Source organism: Rhizobium sp. CF080 (genome assembly GCF_000282095.2).
Classification (GTDB): Bacteria; Pseudomonadota; Alphaproteobacteria; order Rhizobiales; family Rhizobiaceae; genus Neorhizobium.
In genome coordinates, this window is record NZ_AKKC02000004.1 from 1201529 (window position 1) to 1218499 (window position 16971).

Annotated in this window: 15 protein-coding genes; 9 read left to right on the plus strand and 6 right to left on the minus strand. The window is 59.4% G+C overall.

The features are described 5' to 3' along the window. Positions 1-34 precede the first annotated feature (34 nt). On the minus strand, positions 35-193 hold the full coding sequence (locus PMI07_RS34855) for a hypothetical protein (RefSeq protein WP_155956449.1): 159 nt from the start codon (positions 191-193) through the stop codon (positions 35-37). A gap of 184 nt (positions 194-377) precedes the next feature. On the opposite strand from PMI07_RS34855, the gene PMI07_RS12610 reads away from it, so the two are divergent. From PMI07_RS12610 to PMI07_RS12625, 4 genes are all read left to right on the plus strand, one after another. Beyond that, positions 378-1271: a LysR family transcriptional regulator gene (locus PMI07_RS12610; RefSeq protein ID WP_007757617.1), complete on the plus strand. Its 894-nt coding sequence runs from the start codon at positions 378-380 to the stop codon at positions 1269-1271. A 121-nt stretch (positions 1272-1392) separates the two neighbouring features. Further along, the gene (locus tag PMI07_RS12615) at positions 1393-2478 is read left to right on the plus strand and encodes an alpha/beta fold hydrolase (RefSeq protein WP_007757615.1); all 1086 of its coding nucleotides are present in this window, start codon (positions 1393-1395) and stop codon (positions 2476-2478) included. A gap of 43 nt (positions 2479-2521) precedes the next feature. Further along, the gene (locus PMI07_RS12620) at positions 2522-2995 is read left to right on the plus strand and encodes a cytochrome P460 family protein (RefSeq protein WP_007757614.1); all 474 of its coding nucleotides are present in this window, start codon (positions 2522-2524) and stop codon (positions 2993-2995) included. A 9-nt stretch (positions 2996-3004) separates the two neighbouring features. Then, complete coding sequence (locus tag PMI07_RS12625; RefSeq protein ID WP_007757613.1) at positions 3005-3685, plus strand: DUF4405 domain-containing protein; 681 nt, start codon at positions 3005-3007, stop codon at positions 3683-3685. 158 nt (positions 3686-3843) lie between these two features. Here PMI07_RS12625 and PMI07_RS12630 read toward each other — a convergent pair whose 3' ends face one another. From PMI07_RS12630 to PMI07_RS12645, 4 genes are read right to left on the minus strand one after another with little or no spacing between them, the layout of a single operon-like run. Next, a complete protein-coding gene (locus tag PMI07_RS12630; RefSeq protein WP_037086239.1) occupies positions 3844-5277 on the minus strand; it encodes an aldehyde dehydrogenase family protein in 1434 nt (477 codons plus the stop codon). Beyond that, positions 5274-6566, minus strand: a complete 1293-nt coding sequence (locus PMI07_RS12635) for an FAD-binding oxidoreductase (protein ID WP_007757610.1) — start codon at positions 6564-6566, stop codon at positions 5274-5276. The genes PMI07_RS12630 and PMI07_RS12635 overlap by 4 nt, the downstream gene beginning before the upstream one ends. Before the next feature lie 24 nt (positions 6567-6590). Beyond that, positions 6591-7406, minus strand: coding sequence for an N-formylglutamate amidohydrolase (locus PMI07_RS12640; protein ID WP_007757609.1), 816 nt, complete (start codon positions 7404-7406; stop codon positions 6591-6593). Beyond that, positions 7390-8271 carry a MurR/RpiR family transcriptional regulator gene (locus tag PMI07_RS12645; RefSeq protein WP_007757604.1) on the minus strand — a complete coding sequence of 294 codons (882 nt, stop codon included), beginning with the start codon at positions 8269-8271 and terminating at the stop codon, positions 7390-7392. The genes PMI07_RS12640 and PMI07_RS12645 overlap by 17 nt, the downstream gene beginning before the upstream one ends. A gap of 187 nt (positions 8272-8458) precedes the next feature. Here PMI07_RS12645 and PMI07_RS12650 point away from each other — a divergent pair, with 187 nt between their 5' ends. The 4 genes from PMI07_RS12650 to PMI07_RS12665 all read left to right on the plus strand — a co-directional run bounded on the left by PMI07_RS12650 (position 8459) and on the right by PMI07_RS12665 (position 13834). Further along, a complete protein-coding gene (locus tag PMI07_RS12650; protein WP_007757602.1) occupies positions 8459-10090 on the plus strand; it encodes an ABC transporter substrate-binding protein in 1632 nt (543 codons plus the stop codon). A gap of 96 nt (positions 10091-10186) precedes the next feature. Further along, positions 10187-11170, plus strand: coding sequence for an ABC transporter permease (locus tag PMI07_RS12655; RefSeq protein ID WP_007762707.1), 984 nt, complete (start codon positions 10187-10189; stop codon positions 11168-11170). Next, positions 11170-12099, plus strand: a complete 930-nt coding sequence (locus PMI07_RS12660; RefSeq protein ID WP_007762711.1) for an ABC transporter permease — start codon at positions 11170-11172, stop codon at positions 12097-12099. The genes PMI07_RS12655 and PMI07_RS12660 overlap by 1 nt, the downstream gene beginning before the upstream one ends. Positions 12100-12115: 16 nt before the next feature. Further along, complete coding sequence (locus PMI07_RS12665) at positions 12116-13834, plus strand: ABC transporter ATP-binding protein (RefSeq protein WP_007762714.1); 1719 nt, start codon at positions 12116-12118, stop codon at positions 13832-13834. Positions 13835-14004: 170 nt separating this feature from the next. On the opposite strand, the gene PMI07_RS12670 is transcribed toward PMI07_RS12665, so the two are convergent. After that, complete coding sequence (locus PMI07_RS12670) at positions 14005-14415, minus strand: DUF309 domain-containing protein (RefSeq protein ID WP_007762717.1); 411 nt, start codon at positions 14413-14415, stop codon at positions 14005-14007. A 416-nt stretch (positions 14416-14831) separates the two neighbouring features. Between PMI07_RS12670 and PMI07_RS12675 the strand changes: the two genes are divergently transcribed. After that, entirely contained in the window at positions 14832-16970 is a 2139-nt protein-coding gene (locus PMI07_RS12675) for a M48 family metallopeptidase (protein WP_007762719.1), read from the plus strand. The last annotated feature ends 1 nt before the right edge of the window (position 16971 follow it).

Genomic DNA, 16971 nt, shown 5'->3' on the forward strand with positions numbered 1-16971 from the left:
AGGCGAAAACCCTGAAAGGTGCCGACGCCTTCCGTCAAATCAACCGTCCGTTTCTGTGACCGGACATCTTCAATACGGCCTCTGGAAGACGCTCGCCCTGCACTTCAACCTTCGAGGCCTCCCGGTCGATCTCGGCGAGATACTCGGGCGTCAGCTCCAGGTCCACGGCCTGCAATATGGGCGAAGGGACCATAGGCTTCTGCCGTGTCGAAGTGGGTGATCCCTCGCCCGTGGGCATCGCTCAGCAGCACGATCATCTCGCTCTTGTCATGCCCTGCCGTAGATGCCGGTCAGGCCGATGCAGGGCGAATATAGACCTCGCGCAGTCCGTCGATTAGCCGCTATAATACGCATGACCCTATAAGCAGGACTAATGAATGCCAAACGAGAACTTCAACGATCTTGTTGCTTTCGTCACCGTCGCCCGCGAGGAGAGTTTTACCAAGGCCGCGGTAAAGCTCGGCGTTTCGCAGTCCGCCCTCAGCCAGACCATACGGGGCCTCGAAGGCCGCCTTGGTCTGCGGTTGCTGACCCGGACGACCCGGCGTGTCTCGCCGACGGCGGCCGGCGAGCGATTGCTACAGACGGCAGGTCCTCGCTTCGATGAGATCCAGGCTGAACTCGCAGCTTTGAGCGAAATGCGCGACAAGCCTGCTGGTATGATCCGGATAACGGCCGGAGAACATGCGGCGATCTCGGTTCTCGCGCCGGCGCTCGAAAAGTTCCTGCCCGACCATCCAGACCTGGTGGTAGAGATCATCGTCGACTACGGGCTGACGGACATCGTCGCCGACCGGTTCGATGCCGGGGTCCGGCTCGGCGAGCAGGTTGCGAAGGATATGATCGCAATCCCGATCAGCCCGGAGATCCGCATGGCGGTCGTCGGTTCGCCGGCCTATTTCCGCGCGCATCTCTACCCGGAGATGCCGCAGGACCTGACAAGCCACAACTGCATCAACATGCGGCTGCCAACCCACGGCACCATCTTTCCCTGGGAGTTCGAGAAGGATGACAGGGAGCTGCGTGTTCGTGTCGAAGGGCAGCTCGTCTTCAATAACTTGCCGATGCGGCTTAACGCGGCGCTCCGGGGCCTCGGCCTTGCCTATATGCCGGAAGATCAGGTCCAGGCGCATCTCCAACGTGGTGAACTGATCCGGGTCCTTGAGGACTGGTGCCCACCCTTCCCGGGCTATCATCTGTATTATCCGAACCGTAGGCATACCTCCCCGGCGTTCTCCCTGGTGGTGAACGCACTGCGTTACAGGAGTTGACGTGCTCATCAATTAAACTTGATTGATAAGCTAGCCTAATAACGTCATGCGGGCAGCAGCCTCTAATTCTCCTCGTGTCGGTGACGTACTTTCCTGGACCAGTCGACCGGAAAGAGAAAAGATGCGACAACTTTTGAAATTCCTCACGCCTGCCGCGCTTGTGTCGGCCCAGATTTCCGCCGCAAGTATCGTTGCCGCGCAGCCCGCGGAGAACGCGCCGCCTCTCGTCATACAGGAGCAAGGCAGTTTCGCAGTGGGCGGCAGGGCCGTCACGACTCCTGGCACCTATAATAACAACGTGCCGACTGCCGAAGGCCAGAGCATCCATGGCGACCATCTCTATGCCTTTTACCAGGTGCCGCAGAACCACAAACCTTTGCCGATCGTCATGCTGCATGGCGCCTACCAGTCCGGCCGGAGCTGGGAGACGACCCCTGATGGTCGGGAAGGTTTTCAGACAATCTTCCTGCGTCGCGGTTTTCCGATTTATACGATCGACCAGCCTCGTCGCGGGCGCGCCGGCAACAGCACCGTCGCCGCAACGATCGAACCGACCCCCTACGATCAGCTGTTCTTCGACCAGTTCCGGATCGGCACCTGGCCGAACTACTTCGACAACGTCCAGTTCGACCGTGATCCAAAGGCCCTGGACCAGTTCCTGAGCTCGGTGACACCCAACACCGGTCCTTATGATCCTGGCGTCATCTCCGACGCGATGTCGGCCCTCTTCGACAAGATCGGTGGCGGCATCCTGTTCACCCATTCGCAGGCAGGAGGTCCGGGCTGGCTCACGGCGATCAAGAATGGGAACGTGAAAGGTGTCGTCGCCTTTGAACCAGGCAGCGGCTTCATCTTCCCGGAGGGTGAAGTGCCCGCGGCGATGCCGAGTGCAGCCGGTACGCTGACGCCGGAGGCCGTGCCGGTCACAGATTTCGAAAAACTGACCCGCATCCCGATCGTCATCTACTACGGCGACAACTTCCCGACCGAACCGACCAATGCGCGTGGACAGGATAACTGGCGCGTTCGCCTCGCCATGGCCAAGCTTTGGGTGGCCGCAATCAACAGGCACGGCGGCGACGCCCGCCTCATCCACCTTCCAGAAACCGGTGTGCGGGGCAATACCCACTTCCTGATGTCGGACCTCAACAACGTGCAGATCGCCGACCTGGTGTCGAACTTTCTGGCGGAAAAGAAGCTGGATTGAGTTTTGTCGCGGGCGGGCCTGTATCCCATTCAAAGAGGTTCACATGAAGACGTTTATCCGTACCGGCGCGCTTGCACTGCTCGCCGCCACCCCGGTCGCTCTGATCGGCCTCCAGGCGGAAGCCGAGCCGAACCGCACGACGATGCCCGACATCGGCAAGCTCGTGCACTATACCACCGTCACGCGTGGTGAGGTCACCGAGCATATCATGACGACGCCGGAAGCCATCGCGGCCGCGAAGGCCGGCCAGCCGGTTCCCGTCGGCACGCATTTCGTGCTCGTTGATTACCGCGGTGGCGAGGTCTTCCGGTATTTCGTCATGGAAAAAGGTCCGAACTGGGGTGCAGACTACGATGATGGCCGCCGGACCGGTGACTGGCAGTTCCAATGGTTCAAGCCGGATGGATCGATCAACCTTGCCGAAAACACGGCGCGCTGCCAATCCTGCCACACTTCCCGGTCCGACCGCGAGTTCCTCTACACCTACAACGAACTCCGCCGGTTCAAGACGGACTAAGGACGAGACATGTCGACCGTCTTCAGGCTGCGCATCCTTCTCGACTTCATCGCCATTGCACTGCTGGTTGCCTGCCTTGCCTACTGGTGGCAGGACAATTTGGTGCATGAATTGCTGGGCACTGCCCTGTTTGTCTTGATCATCGCACATAACGTCTTCAATAGACGATGGCTCGGCACACCCAAGGTCAAGGGCCGGCAGCGCGTCCTGAACAGCTTCGTCATCATCTGCGTCGCCACCCTGATGACCGTGATGCTGGTGACCAGCCTGCTGATCTCACGCGACCTCTATCCATTCACAGCGCTCCGCGGGGCTTTCGCCGTTCGCGAGATCCACATGTTTGTCGCCTACTGGACGCTGCTGGTGATTTCGTTGCACCTCGGCACCCGCTGGTCTTCCGTGATGAGCGTCGCTCGGACGATTTTTGGGATAACCAGCCGCAACGCTGCCAGGGCGGTTGCGCTGCGCGGCCTTGCAGCTGCCGTCGCATTCTGGGGCGTGATAAGCTCCTTCGAAATGGCATTCGGCTCGAAGCTGATGCTGACCTACACGCTCGATATGTGGGATTTCAACGAGGCAGCGCTGCGGTTTTTCGTCAACTATGCCTCGATCGTTGGGCTTTACGCTGCCGTCGGTCACTACGTGCTAATGTTCGTCCGGGCGCGAAAGCACATTCGGCCGGACCGATGAACTCTATTCTCCTTGAGTGGAAACGAACCGGTGGCACCGTGTCTCAAAAGGCCACCGGGATCGGCTTGCATTTTACCCGCATCGGCATAACGGGTTGAGCACTGGCGGCCTGCCGTCATGAGTGGTTCACGCTGCGCCTATCCAAGCCGAGACGCTGCTCACCATCCGCTGACGGACTTGACCTCCAGGAACTCTTCCAGCCCCCAGCGGCCGCCTTCGCGTCCGTTTCCGGACTGCTTGAACCCACCGAACGGGCTGCCGGATGCGCGCGAGGCACCGTTAATCTGCACCATTCCGGAACGGATCTTCGCGGCGAGCCGCCGAGCCCTGTCTCGATCGGAGGTTTGTACTTGCGCGTTCAGTCCGTATGGCGTGTCATTGGCAATCTCAATCGCCTCCTCTTCGGTATCGAAGGGAATGATGCACAGCACCGGACCGAAAATCTCCTCGCGAGCGATCGTCATCTGGTTGTGGACGTCAGCGAACACCGTCGGGCGCACATAAGCCCCTTGGTCAAATCCCTCGGGACGCCCCGGCCCCCCGGCGGCGACGCGGGCACCTTCATGGATACCCTGCTCGATCAGCGACTGGATCTTGTCGTATTGCTGCATGGATACGACAGGGCCGATATGCGGACCATCCTCAGAGGGAGCTCCGATCATGGTCTCGTTGGCAATACGCGCCGCAACGGCGACAGCCTTCTCGTAGATCGGGCGTTCGACCAGCATACGCGTCGGTGCGTTGCAGGATTGACCGGAATTGGAAAAGCAGGCGCGCGCACCTCGCGCTACGGCTTCCTCGACATCAACATCGGCAAAGACAACGTTCGGCGATTTCCCCCCAAGCTCGAGCGCGACGCGCTTGACCGTCTCGGCGGCGGTCTTCGTCACCGCAATACCGGCCCGCGTCGAACCGGTGAAACTCATCATGTCGATGCCTGGATGAGCGGACATGGCTGTGCCGACGGTCAAGCCGTCACCGTTCACGAGGTTGCACACTCCGCTTGGAAAGCCCGCTTCGTGAAGCATATCCATGAATACCATCGCCGAAAGCGGGGCAATCTCGCTTGGCTTAAGGACGACCGTGCAGCCGACCAACAGTGCGGGAATAACCTTCAGGGTGATCTGGTTGATCGGCCAATTCCAGGGCGTGATCATACCGCAAACCCCGACTGGCTGATACAGGATCAAGTCGCCCGAACCGTCGGGATGCATCGGGTGTTCGAAGACGAAATCACGGCCCGCATTGAGGAAGTTATTGATCTGGCTCAATCCTGCGGCCGCCTGCGAATTTCGGGCGAAGCGGATGGGCGCACCCATTTCCGAGGAAATGGCCTGAGCCATCTCCTCGATCCGCTTGTCGTAGACGGCCTTCAGTCGCTCCACCGCCGCGACGCGCTCATGATGAGGTGTTTCGCTCCACATCGGGAAAGCAAGGCGCGCGGCCTGCACGGCAGCATCGACGTCCTTGGCATTGCCGAGGGAAACCGTCGCGACAATGCTGTTATCCGCCGGGTTGACTACCTCAAAGGGCTTCGGTCCGGAGCCCTCCACCCAGGCGCCGTCGATGTAGAATTTAGAATAGTCCATCATGCAACCTTCGATTCAATGCGGGTACGCATACGATTGATCGGGCCGCGCAGCATCGGCACGAAAACCGACAGTAGGGAAGCGGCGTTGAGAGAACGCATCTCGGCGATGGGCATCGGCAGATCCTCTGGCGCAACTCCCGTGCCAGCCTCGCCAAGCACCTCGCCAAGCGCCGTTGCGGTCGGCACGCCTCGCCCAGAGTAGCCGACCAGTGCGTAGAGTCCTTCAGCCGGGTTGTAGAGGCGCGGCGTGCGATCCATGGTGATATCGAGCTGGCCGGACCAGTGCCAGCGCCAGTCGATCGTCTTGATCTGCGGATACATCTCGCGCACCCGGCGCGAGATGAAGTCTGTAGTCGCCTTGAAATTCGTCCCGATGATCGGCTCGACGAGGCCTCCCATGATAAGCCGGTTCTGCTTGTCGAACCGCACGTAACGGACGTCGTGACGCGTATCGCCGAAATTGTGATTGTCCGGCAGGATGGTCCTGCGCAGGTCGATATCGAGGGGGGTAGACGCGATCGCATAGGACCGCATGGTGAAGAAGCTCTTGCCCAGCGGTGGCAAAAAATTATCGGTATAAGCACCCGTAGCGAGACCGACACGGCGTGCAAGCACTGTGCCGTGCGGGCAGGTGACCAGCCATGCGCCACCCTTACGTTCGAGCTTGACGACCGGCGAATCCGTAAAGACCTCCGCCCCTTCGCGCATCGCCGCCCGAGCGAGACCGCGCGCATAGGCAAGCGGGTTGAGATGCCCGCCGCCAGTATGAATCCAGCCTCCGTGAAACTCTTCCGAACCGGTTATAGCAACGGCCTCATCCCGGTTGAGCATCTTCGGTTCGGTTCCGAGGCTGGCGTAGAAATCGTGCTGGCGTTGCAGGGCCGGTACGGTCTTGGGGCTGTGCGCGAGCTGGAGGGCTCCCGTCGGTGCCGCTTCGCAATCCATGTCGTATTCGCGGATCAACGAAAACACGCGTTTGCCGGAATCGGCAAGGATGCGGGTAAGCCGTTCACCACGTTCGCGGCCCAGGGTCTCGATAGCCTTGTTTGGATTGATGAAACCGTAGACGGGAACGCAATGGCCGTGATTGCGGCCGGATCCGCCGTGGCCGATACCGTTGGCCTCGATGACGACCGTCTTCACGCTCCGCTTGGCGGCGTGGATGGCGGCCGAAAGACCCGTAAAGCCGGCTCCGATGATGACGAATTCGGCCTCATGCGCACCCATGAGCGCCGCAGTCTCGGGTGCAGCGGGTGCGGTGTCCTCATAGAGACTGCCAATCATCGTCATGGAGTTCCTAACCTCTTTACCTTGTTATGAAGCGAGTGCGGGACGCCGAACCGATGTCAGTTCATCGTGCCGATGCCATATGCGGTCGCGCGTCTTCCCGAGCTCGTCGATGGCATCCGTCATCCGCTCACCCCAACGCGCGATCCCATCGGACGATCTGAGAGCGTCGTTGGTGATTTCGATGCCACAGGCCGGAATGCCGGTACCCCAGGTGTGAAAGTCGAGCGTAAACGCACCCTCACGGCCGGAATAGGGCTGATTGTCACCAATAGTGAGATCACCGAAACGCTTGAGATTTTGGATCATCGCTGACGAAAGCGCATCGCTCTCGTTCCATATGGTGCCAACGTCCCACGGACGGTACTCGGCGCCGAGTTGGCGAGTGCAACTGTGCATGAAAATCACGAAAGGATGATTGTGTCTGTCAACCAAAGCCCGGACGGCATTGTCGACCGCGCGGTGATAGGGCCAGAAACAGGTATCGATGCGCCGTTCGAGATCGTGCTGCTGCAGATCGATATTGCCGGGCACGACAACGCCGTCGCTCTCGGCAAGAATGAGCCGCGGATCCCTGATCCAGCGGTTGCAGTCGATAAACAGCCGCGAGTAGCGCGCAAGCACGGCGGGCATATCGAGTTTGCGGGATATGATGCGCACGACTTCGGCAATTCCGACATCGACGCCGATATGCTCGTTCAGATCCTCCATTGAAAGACCGAGATTGCCGAAGGCTTCGGGAACCGCGCTTGCCGCATGGTCGCAGACCATCAGGCCTGGGAATTTTCCATCTGCGTTGATGATCTCGAAATTGCCATTCAAGGCGTCATCCTTGTCCGTCATAAACCTGTTCTGCCTGATGCATCTGTGTCTCGCCCTTCTTTCGAAGAGCTTCGATAACCGCGAGCCGTTCACGGATCTTGTTGGGGCTGCGCTTCACCAAGGCCGCGATGATGGCTTCGCATTGTGCGAAGGCAGCCACCTTGGAATCGTAGGGTGATAATGATTCCACCGGCGAAATCAGCACCTGGTCGGCGAAATTGCTGATGGGCGACATCCAGCGATCGGTGAAGAGGACGATGCGGGCGCGCGCTTCGCGGGCCAGCCGTGCAAATTCGACCACATCGTTCTGGTAGCGTCGGAAGTCGAACACCACGAGCGTCGTCTGGCTATTGAAATCGACAAGACGGTCGAATAGCCGCGAGGATTGGTTATCGATGACGGCAACCCCGGGGCGAAGCTGGCTGAGATGCATCGACAGGCGCAGGGCCAGAATCGAGCTGAAGCGTCCGCCGAGACAGACGATCGAGCTGCGTTCGTCCGACAATAGATCGAGGATTGCCTCGAATTCCTGCGGCCGATGCGCATCTGCTGCCTTGTTCAGCGCATCCGCCAGATTGCGCATGATCGCGACATAGGTATCGCCCTCGCCGTTCATGTCGCGGCGGGAGTCCATCATCGAAAGCGGCGAATTCAGCTGCTCGCTGACTTCCTCGATGAGATCCTTCTGGAAGGCTGCATAAGCACCATAGCCCAACTTCGCGACGAGCCTGAGGATCGTTGGAATGCTGACACCCGATCGTGCTGCGAAACCGGCGACGGTTCCAAGCCCCGCTGCGGGATAATTGTTCAGCAGCGTGCGAACGGTCTTCCGCTCGGCCGCTGTAAATTTGAGATCGCTGGATTCGAGTTTTGCTTTGATAGTCACGTTCCCTCTCCGGACTGTACGATATAATAAATTTCTACAGCGTCAACGATATTTGATATCAGATTGTACAGATTTCCGTTGACGCTGTGATACAAATACATACAGTTCATGAAAATGACAGAAATGCACGCGGGGAACCAACCCTGTCTTAAAGATTGCATCGAACACAATGAAGGGGACTTTAGATATGAAAAAAAGGTCGGTTCTTGCTGCCTTGACCGGGCTGTTGCTTTGCGCTTCCGCATCCATGTCCAGTGCCGAAACCTTGCGGTTCGCGGCACAGGGCGACATCAATTCGCTCGATCCTTATGTGTTCGACGAAACATTCACGACGGGCTTCCTCGGCAACATGTACGAAGGCCTGATCCGCCGCGACGCGGATTTGAAAATCCAGCCGGCGCTCGCGGAGAGCTGGGAAATGGTCGAGCCGACCCGCTGGCGCTTCAAGCTGCGTCAAGGCGTGAAGTTTCATGATGGCAGCCCGTTCACGGCCGACGATGTCCTGTTTTCTGCAGGCCGCGTCCGTGCCAACGGTTCGGACCTGAAGAACCGCCTCTCCAACGACACGAAGGTGGTGAAGATCGACGACTATACGGTCGATTTCATTACCAAAACCCCGAACCCCATCATCATGTATCAATGGGGCAATTGGTACATGATGTCGAAATCCTGGGCTGAAAAGAACGGCGACAAGGGCCCCCAAAAGGGTGGCGGTGAATCGGAAAGCTATTCCACCCTGCATGAAAACGGTACCGGCCCCTTCGTCCTGAAGCTACGCGAACCGGGCATCCGCACGACGATGGAGGCCAACAAAGACTGGTGGAATGCAGCGAAGGCCGAGAGCAACGTCACCGAGGTCGTCTTCACCCCGATCCCCAACTCGGCGACCCGCGTCGCAGCTCTGCTCTCCGGCCAGATGGACGTGATCATGCCCGTGCCCCTGCAGGACATCGAGCGCCTCAAGGCGAGCGGCTCGACACAGGCGATCATCGGTCCGGAACTGCGCACGATCTACATCGTCATGGATCAGTTCCGCGACGAGTTGGTCTATTCGAACGTCAAGGGCAAGAATCCTCTCAAGGACAGGAGAGTGCGCGAGGCGCTCTACCGCGCGATAGACATCGAAGCGCTGAAGTCCAAGGTCATGCGCAACATGGCCACCCCCTCCGCACTCATGGTCGCACCGGGCATCCATGGATCGAGCCCGGACTTCAAGCGCATTCCGTTCGACATCCAGAAGTCGAAGGCGCTCCTGGCCGAGGCCGGCTATCCGGACGGCTTCGAGATCGGCCTCGACTGCAGCAACGACCGCTACGTCAACGACGAAGCGATCTGCCTTGCGATCGCAAACATGTTTTCCAAGGTGAACATCAAGGTCAAGGTGACCGCCCAGACCAAGACGAAGTTCTTCCAGAAGGTCCATGCGCCCTATCTCGATTTCAGCCTGAGCATGCTCGGTTCGACCCCCCCGAGCTACGACAGTTGGGGGCCGATCAACTCGTTGCATGAGTGCCCCCGCCTCACCCCGCAATCCGCCGTATGGGCCGAGGAGGACCGCATGAAGGTCACGGCCGGCAAGTCGAACAACGGTGGCTACTGCAATCCCGAGGTCGACCGACTGGCTGCTGAAATCCTGGCCGAGACCGATCAGGAAAAGCGCGACGCACTGATCAGGAAAGTCTGGACGATCACGACGGACGACATCGCCTATCTGCCGATCCATCAGCAGTGGCTTTCCTGGGGCGTGCGGAACAATGTCGAGCTGAAGCAGCGGGCCGACGACGTTTTCGACTGGCGTTACGTGAACATCAAGAAGTAAGTCTTGACGGAGCGGCCGGCGGCGTCTCCGCCGGCCGCCATCCTGGACGAATGGCCGCGACGATCGCCGATCGCACGGTTTCAATCTGGAACGAAAATGGCAAGCTTTATCCTTCGTCGGCTGATCCAGTCCGGCATCGTGTTGCTGGCTGTGGCGATGATTGCGTTTCTGATGTTCCGCTTCATCGGTGACCCTGTGTCGCAAATGGTAGGACAGGAAACCACATTGGCAGAGCGTGCGGAACTGCGCGAAAAACTGGGGCTTAATGACCCGGTGCCCGTCCAGTTTCTGCGGTTTGTCGGACGCGCAGCGACCGGCAATTTCGGTATTTCCTACCAGATGGGCCAGCCCGTCGATCGGCTTCTTGCGGAGCGGTTGCCCGCCACGCTCGAACTCAGCGTCTTTGCAATGATCATCGCCTGTCTGATTGGCGTGCCGCTGGGCGTCTATACCGGTCTTCATCCCAAACGCTGGCTAAGCCGTCTCTTCCTCGTCGTTTCGCTGATCGGCATTTCGCTTCCGACCTTTTTCACCGGCATCATGCTCATCCTTGTCTTTGGCGTAGAACTTGGCTTGCTGTCCACCTTCGGTCGCGGCGAGACAACCCAGATCGGCTGGTGGACAACGGGCCTGCTCAGCGTGTCCGGCTGGAAGTCGATCATCATGCCGGCCTTTACGCTCGGCCTCTTCCAGATGACATTCATCATGCGGCTCATCCGCTCTGAGATGATGGAGGTGATGCGCACCGACTTCATCAAGTTCGCGCGTGCGCGGGGCATCAGCGAGGGCAAGATAAACTTCGGCCATGCGCTGAGGAACACGCTTGTGCCAGTCATGACAATCGTCGGCATGCAACTCGGCTCGATCATCGCCTTCGGCATCATCACTGAAAGCGTCTTCCAGTGGCCGGGTGTGGGACTACTGTTCCTCCAGGCGATTTCGACCGCCGATATACCGATCATGTCGACCTATCTGCTGCTCGTGGCGGTGCTATTCGTCGCCATCAACCTGACGGTCGATCTTCTCTACTACGTCATCGATCCGCGCCTGCGTGCCGACAACGTCGCAAGGGGGGCGTAATGACCAGCAATTCCACAGGCCGTTTTCTCCCGGCGCTTCGCGACAGCGACGCTTGGCACAAGTTCAAGGGATCGCCGCTGACGATCGGTGCGGCAATCATCGCACTCCTGATGATCTCGAGCGCCCTGCTCTCCCCGTTGATTGCGCCGCACGATCCCTTCGACCCGCGCGCCATCGACCTGATGAACTCGCTTATACCGCCTGCCTGGCACGAAGACGGTCAGTCGAGTTTTCTTCTCGGGACCGACGACCAGGGCCGGGACCTGCTTTCGGCCATTCTCTACGGAACGCGGACGTCCATCATCGTTGGCTTCGTTTCGGTGGGTGCCGCCGTCCTGCTGGGGCTTGTTGCGGGTTTGCTGGCCGGATATCTCGGGGGATTTATTGACGGCTTCATCATGCGCGTCGTCGATATCCAGATGACGTTTCCCTCGATCATGGTGGCGCTGCTCATCGACGGCATCAGCCGCAGTCTGCTGCCGCGCGAACAGCACGATCAGCTGGCGCTGGTCGTCATCATCCTTGCCTTGTCGCTGTCGATCTGGCCCCAGGTTGCAAGAACGGTGCGCGCATCGACAATGGTCGAAAAGAACCGCGAATATGTGCAGGCTGCGCGCGTGATCGGAAGGCCCGCCGGTATCATCATGGTAAAGCACATCTTGCCGAACGTGATGGGACCGGTGCTCGTCATAGCAACGATCAACTTCGGTGTCGCCATACTGGGCGAAGCTACGCTCAGCTTCCTCGGCGTCGGCATACCCGCAAGCGAGCCATCGCTCGGAACACTGATCCGCATCGGCAACAACTTCCTGTTTTCGGGCGAACGATGGATCGTGCTCTATCCAGGACTGACGCTTGCACTCCTGGTGCTCGCGATCAACTTGCTCGGGGACTGGTTGCGCGATGTTCTCGATCCGAAACTCCGATAGACCTGAGGCTTTGATCATGGAAGCGAGCGTAAGACCCCTGCTCAAGATTTCAGGGCTGAGGGTCGAGTATCCCGGCCGGCGCGGCACCTTCGTCGCCGTCGAAAACATGGACCTGGAGGTGGGGCGCGGAGAGATCGTCGGCGTCGTCGGGGAATCGGGCGCCGGCAAGTCCACCATCGGAAGTGCCATCATGCAGCTCCTGGAACCGCCGGGGAGGATCGCTGCGGGCACAATCGAACTCGAGGGCCAGCGTCTCGATCAGCTCGACGCGACGGAGATGCGCGCCATTCGGGGCAAGCGCATATCCATGATCTTCCAGGATCCGCTGACCAGTCTGAATCCGCTCTATACGGTCGGAAAGCAGCTGATCCAGACGATCCGCACCCACAGCTCCAGATCGGAAGCCGCAGCCCGGCAGGAAGCCACTGCACTTTTGAATGCGGTCGGCATTCCGGATCCGGAAATCCGTATCGACCAGTATCCGCATCAGTTTTCCGGCGGCATGCGGCAGCGGGTGGTGATCGCGCTGGTGCTCTGCACCAATCCCGACCTGATCATTGCCGACGAGCCGACGACTGCACTCGACGTCTCCGTACAGGCGCAAATTCTCGACCTGATCAAGAAGCTTGCCGCCGAACGCAATATCGGCGTCATGCTGATCACCCATGACATGGGCGTCATCGCCCAGACGACCAACCGGGTCGCGGTCATGTATCGTGGGCGCGTGGTGGAAACCGGCAAGACCCACCAGATCATCCATGCACCGGTGCACGAATATACGAAGAGCCTTATCGGCGCCGTCCCGCGGGCTGACGTCAAACTCGACCGCTTTCCGCGCATCAGCTACATTGAAGCGGCAACGCCGGCGGCGAAGGTCTTCGATATAGAGACACACTGGCTCGGCCGAACCAGACCCGACGCCAAGGTGGCGCAGCCAGCCAGCGTTGGCCCGCTCGTCAGCGTCGATGGCTTGACGATGCGGTTCGTGGTGCGTCATGCCATATTGCCGCAGAACCGGGTATTGTTCGATGCGGTCAAGGACCTCAGTCTCGACATTCAGGAAGGCGAGGTGATGGGGCTCGTCGGGGAATCCGGTAGCGGGAAATCGACGGTCGCCCGCATTCTCTCCGGCCTCTATCGCCCTTCATCGGGCTCCATGCGTTTTGACGGGCAGGACGTCCTGAAAATGAGCCGCAGCGCCGACGTCAATGCGATCCGCCGCCAGGTCCAGATGATTTTCCAGGACCCCTATTCGTCATTGAACCCGAGAATGCGGGTCGACTCGATTGTGGCAGAACCGATTCAGCACCACCGGCTGGCATCGAGCAGGGATGAGACCTACGCCATCGTTGACGATCTCCTGGAGGTCGTGGGGCTCGGCAAGGCGGCAGGCCGAAAGTTTCCGCACGAATTCTCCGGCGGACAACGGCAGCGCATCTCAATTGCCCGCGCCCTTGCGACCCGTCCGCGCTTCCTGATCTGCGACGAGCCGACATCGGCGCTCGATGTATCGATCCAGGCCCAGATACTGAACCTGCTGAAAGACCTTAGGTCAGCCCTCAAGCTGACTGTGCTGTTCATCAGTCACGATTTGCCGGTCGTACGCCAGATGTGCGACCGCGTCGCGGTCATGAAAAAGGGAGAGCTCTGCGAACTGGCCGCGACGGATGACCTCTTCAACCGCCCCCGTCATCCCTACACGACCGAACTTCTGCGGCTCATGCCCCGCATCTGAAAATCGAACGGCACGGTACATCGAGCCATCCCCATACGCAGGGCGCCGTATGGCGCGGGCACCTGCAGGAGGCCGAGAGAGGGGTGAGCGCCCACAAATCGGGTAAGCGGACCGTCGAAAACGCATGCCTGTCTGCGACATGCATCGGACGAATCTTCTCCAGGGTCAGACTATGAGCTATTTTCGAGGGTGAAATCGAAGACTTGCTCGGGCTGTCCCGGCGCCACCACCTGTAGAACCCGCGGAGCGCAGGCTGAGGCTTCTGCCAAGTCGGCAAGCAGCGCAGGCGGCATTCCAAGGGCTCGAGAAAAGGCGTCATGCGAAACTTCCGACAATCGACGAAACAGCACCGCGGCGCGTCCGGCGTGACGGATCGCTGCAGCGCGCTTGCCTTCACGGATCTTCACGCCAGTGGCTGAGAGCAGGATGAGCGCCTTCAGCAGCGCGCGCAGCGCACTGCCTTTTTCCGCCACATGCCAAATCACCTCCCAAGCCTCATGCGCTTCCCAGTAGTAGCCATGGTTGAAAAGGTCCTGTCCCCATCTGAACTCTGCCGAATCGAGCGTCGCGACAACGGGCATGGGTTCGACCCGATAGCTATGTCCGGCGGGGTCCCGGACCGGATGTGGCTGGCGACCGGGTAAATAGGCATAGCTTGGAAAGCTTCTATGCGGGAGTAAACGAAGACGTTTCATAGCCTCAATCATGTAGGTTCGTCATGCCAATGCCGTCACCCAGAACATGAAGGCAGCTTCCACCATTTTGGGCGTGGCCAACAATGAAAATCGCTGAGTGGTTCTTATATCGTTACCTCATCTCTAGAAACTTTTTCGAACGCCTTCCCTCTTATCAAAGCTAATTCCTCTGCCGCCGCACAAGGCAACGGGGGCAATTCTTCATGCGCAGGAGCATGATTTCGAGATGCACTTTGGTACTGGTCATTCACTGCGACAATAGATATTTCAAGAATGTCGGGACACCTGATCAGCGAGGGATGATGCGGAAATTCAACCTTCCCCCAACTGCAAGCCTCGTGGTCTGGCTAGTTCTCGCTCCATCTGTGCTTTTCGGCCTCGGATTATGGCAAGCGGAACGGGCCGCTCAAACTTTCGACCAGTCACGAGAGTTGTCGGAAGACTTGAAGGCAACGCTCACCCAGGTCAAGACAATCGCTGCAAATGAACCGGGAGCCATGCTCACGTTTCAGGGGGACGGGGGGCCGAGGTCTGTCTCTGCGGTGATCGCTCTACCGCAGATCGAGGCGGCCTTGGACCGGGCTGAAGAGGATCTTGAGATTTCATTGATCCGCCGACCGCTGCCCTGGGGCACGGTCTCCGGTGCGATACTGGCATTCGTCAGTGGCGTTCTCGGATTTGCCACTGCGGCGATTTCAGGGCTCAGGGCGCGGCGATCGCAGGACCAGCTGATCAAGAGTTTCGAACGCTTACGAACCACCCTTCCCTTCATCCTTGCTGCCCTCGTCATCGGTATCTGCGCCGGCACAGTCTGCGCGACCCTGTTCGAGGCGATCAGCATGGGTTTGTGGGCGGACCTGTCCGTCGGCAGTGCAAAGCTTTTCGTCCTAGCCCTCATTCTGGCCGGCGTTGCCGTCTATAGCGCCTGGCTTGCATTGCGCGGCCTGAAAGACGTCTTCGCGCTTTTCGCGCCCGAGCCAATGGACGTGTCTGGGCGCATCCTCCAGGAAGCCGATGCGCCCGGGCTTTTCCGCTTCGTTCGCGGCCTTGCCGATCGACAGCAAGCTGTGCTGCCAGACACTATAATCGTTGGTCTTACCCAAGGGTTCTTCGTCACCGAAAGCGAACTGCGACTTTGGCCAGAGGGAGATGTTATCGGCGGGCGGAGCCTGTATCTGCCCGCTCCCTATCTTGATCTGCTCGACGAACCGGAGGTCGCCGCGATCATAGGTCATGAGCTGGCGCATTTTTCCGGCAAGGACACGGCCTATACTCAAAAGTTTACTCCGATCTATGCCGGCCTCTGGAGGTCATTGGCCGCCCTGCGCCGCGCTGACCAGGGCAGTTTCATCCTATATCCGGCAACCAGGCTCGGATTTCATGCCATTCGGCAATTCGACCACGCCGTGAACCATTGGAGCCGCATTCGCGAATTCGACGCAGACCGGAGCAGCGCCCGGTCTACCTCCATCGTTGGCGCGGCATCTGCCCTCATCAGAACGGGATTGATCTTTCCCGCCCTTGAGCATGTTCTCAGCCAAGCTGCCATCCGGCAAAGCCCGGCGGAAAATTCTGAAACTGGGCCTGATCTCGTCGCTGAAACTTCAGATCTGGTGCGCAGCAACGGGTGGTCCGATCCGGTTCCATTGCTGGACGATCGGCAGCCGCATCCGACCGATACGCATCCCCCGACCATGCAGCGCATTCAAGCCTTGGGGCTCACGGCCGACGAAAGGTTGCTGAAGATCGCCACACGCGCTCCGAAACCACGCGGGCTCACGTACGCGTCCCAACTCTTCTCAGATTGGGCAGGGCTTTGCAGGCATTTGAGCCAGGACTACTTGGACGAAGTGCACAATGTACGCGCTGCACGCCAGCAGATGCTCGAAACACTTGCCGCCGCGGCTCCGGGCGAAACGATCGTATACGACAACGTCAAGCCGATGATCTGGACAATGGCCATCGTTGCGGCGATCTTCGCGGGGATCGGGCTGATGGTCACGGTTTTTGCCGCTCAGACCGGCTTCGCACATGATGATTTTGCCAGAATGCTGGTGGCAGGTATTGCCACGGTCGGCGTCACCGCCTGCGGTCTCTACGCCGCCTATCTGCGCAAATCAGCGGCCCGGCCGCTCATGGTTTTGACGCCCACGGAACTGCGGGCCTCGATGCTCGACGCGCCGGTTGCCTGGACAGATGTGACCGCCCACCAGGTGTTTGCCTCGAACCGGTTCGCGCTGCGTCTCTGGCTGGACCCGTCAGCCGCGCTGCCCGCAAAGAGACGGCAGGCGCCTTACAGCAAGATCGACCGGAAACAGCACGTGGTTACGATTGGAGCGCTGGGGATCCGCGGCATGAAGTTGACCGAATTCAGCGAGTTGATCGAGCGGTACCATAATGCAGCTCACGCGCTGAAGGAGCTATCCGGATACTCTTCTTAAA

What these genes read in the sequence shown, in the direction of transcription:
- PMI07_RS34855 (WP_155956449.1), bottom strand. Translation starts at nt 193, where the DNA reads ATGGTCCCTTCGCCCATATTGCAGGCCGTGGACCTGGAGCTGACGCCC.
- PMI07_RS12610 (WP_007757617.1), top strand. Translation starts at nt 378, where the DNA reads ATGCCAAACGAGAACTTCAACGATCTTGTTGCTTTCGTCACCGTCGCC.
- PMI07_RS12615 (WP_007757615.1), top strand. Translation starts at nt 1,393, where the DNA reads ATGCGACAACTTTTGAAATTCCTCACGCCTGCCGCGCTTGTGTCGGCC.
- PMI07_RS12620 (WP_007757614.1), top strand. Translation starts at nt 2,522, where the DNA reads ATGAAGACGTTTATCCGTACCGGCGCGCTTGCACTGCTCGCCGCCACC.
- PMI07_RS12625 (WP_007757613.1), top strand. Translation starts at nt 3,005, where the DNA reads ATGTCGACCGTCTTCAGGCTGCGCATCCTTCTCGACTTCATCGCCATT.
- PMI07_RS12630 (WP_037086239.1), bottom strand. Translation starts at nt 5,277, where the DNA reads ATGATGGACTATTCTAAATTCTACATCGACGGCGCCTGGGTGGAGGGC.
- PMI07_RS12635 (WP_007757610.1), bottom strand. Translation starts at nt 6,566, where the DNA reads ATGACGATGATTGGCAGTCTCTATGAGGACACCGCACCCGCTGCACCC.
- PMI07_RS12640 (WP_007757609.1), bottom strand. Translation starts at nt 7,406, where the DNA reads ATGACGGACAAGGATGACGCCTTGAATGGCAATTTCGAGATCATCAAC.
- PMI07_RS12650 (WP_007757602.1), top strand. Translation starts at nt 8,459, where the DNA reads ATGAAAAAAAGGTCGGTTCTTGCTGCCTTGACCGGGCTGTTGCTTTGC.
- PMI07_RS12655 (WP_007762707.1), top strand. Translation starts at nt 10,187, where the DNA reads ATGGCAAGCTTTATCCTTCGTCGGCTGATCCAGTCCGGCATCGTGTTG.
- PMI07_RS12660 (WP_007762711.1), top strand. Translation starts at nt 11,170, where the DNA reads ATGACCAGCAATTCCACAGGCCGTTTTCTCCCGGCGCTTCGCGACAGC.
- PMI07_RS12665 (WP_007762714.1), top strand. Translation starts at nt 12,116, where the DNA reads ATGGAAGCGAGCGTAAGACCCCTGCTCAAGATTTCAGGGCTGAGGGTC.
- PMI07_RS12670 (WP_007762717.1), bottom strand. Translation starts at nt 14,415, where the DNA reads ATGCCCGTTGTCGCGACGCTCGATTCGGCAGAGTTCAGATGGGGACAG.
- PMI07_RS12675 (WP_007762719.1), top strand. Translation starts at nt 14,832, where the DNA reads ATGCGGAAATTCAACCTTCCCCCAACTGCAAGCCTCGTGGTCTGGCTA.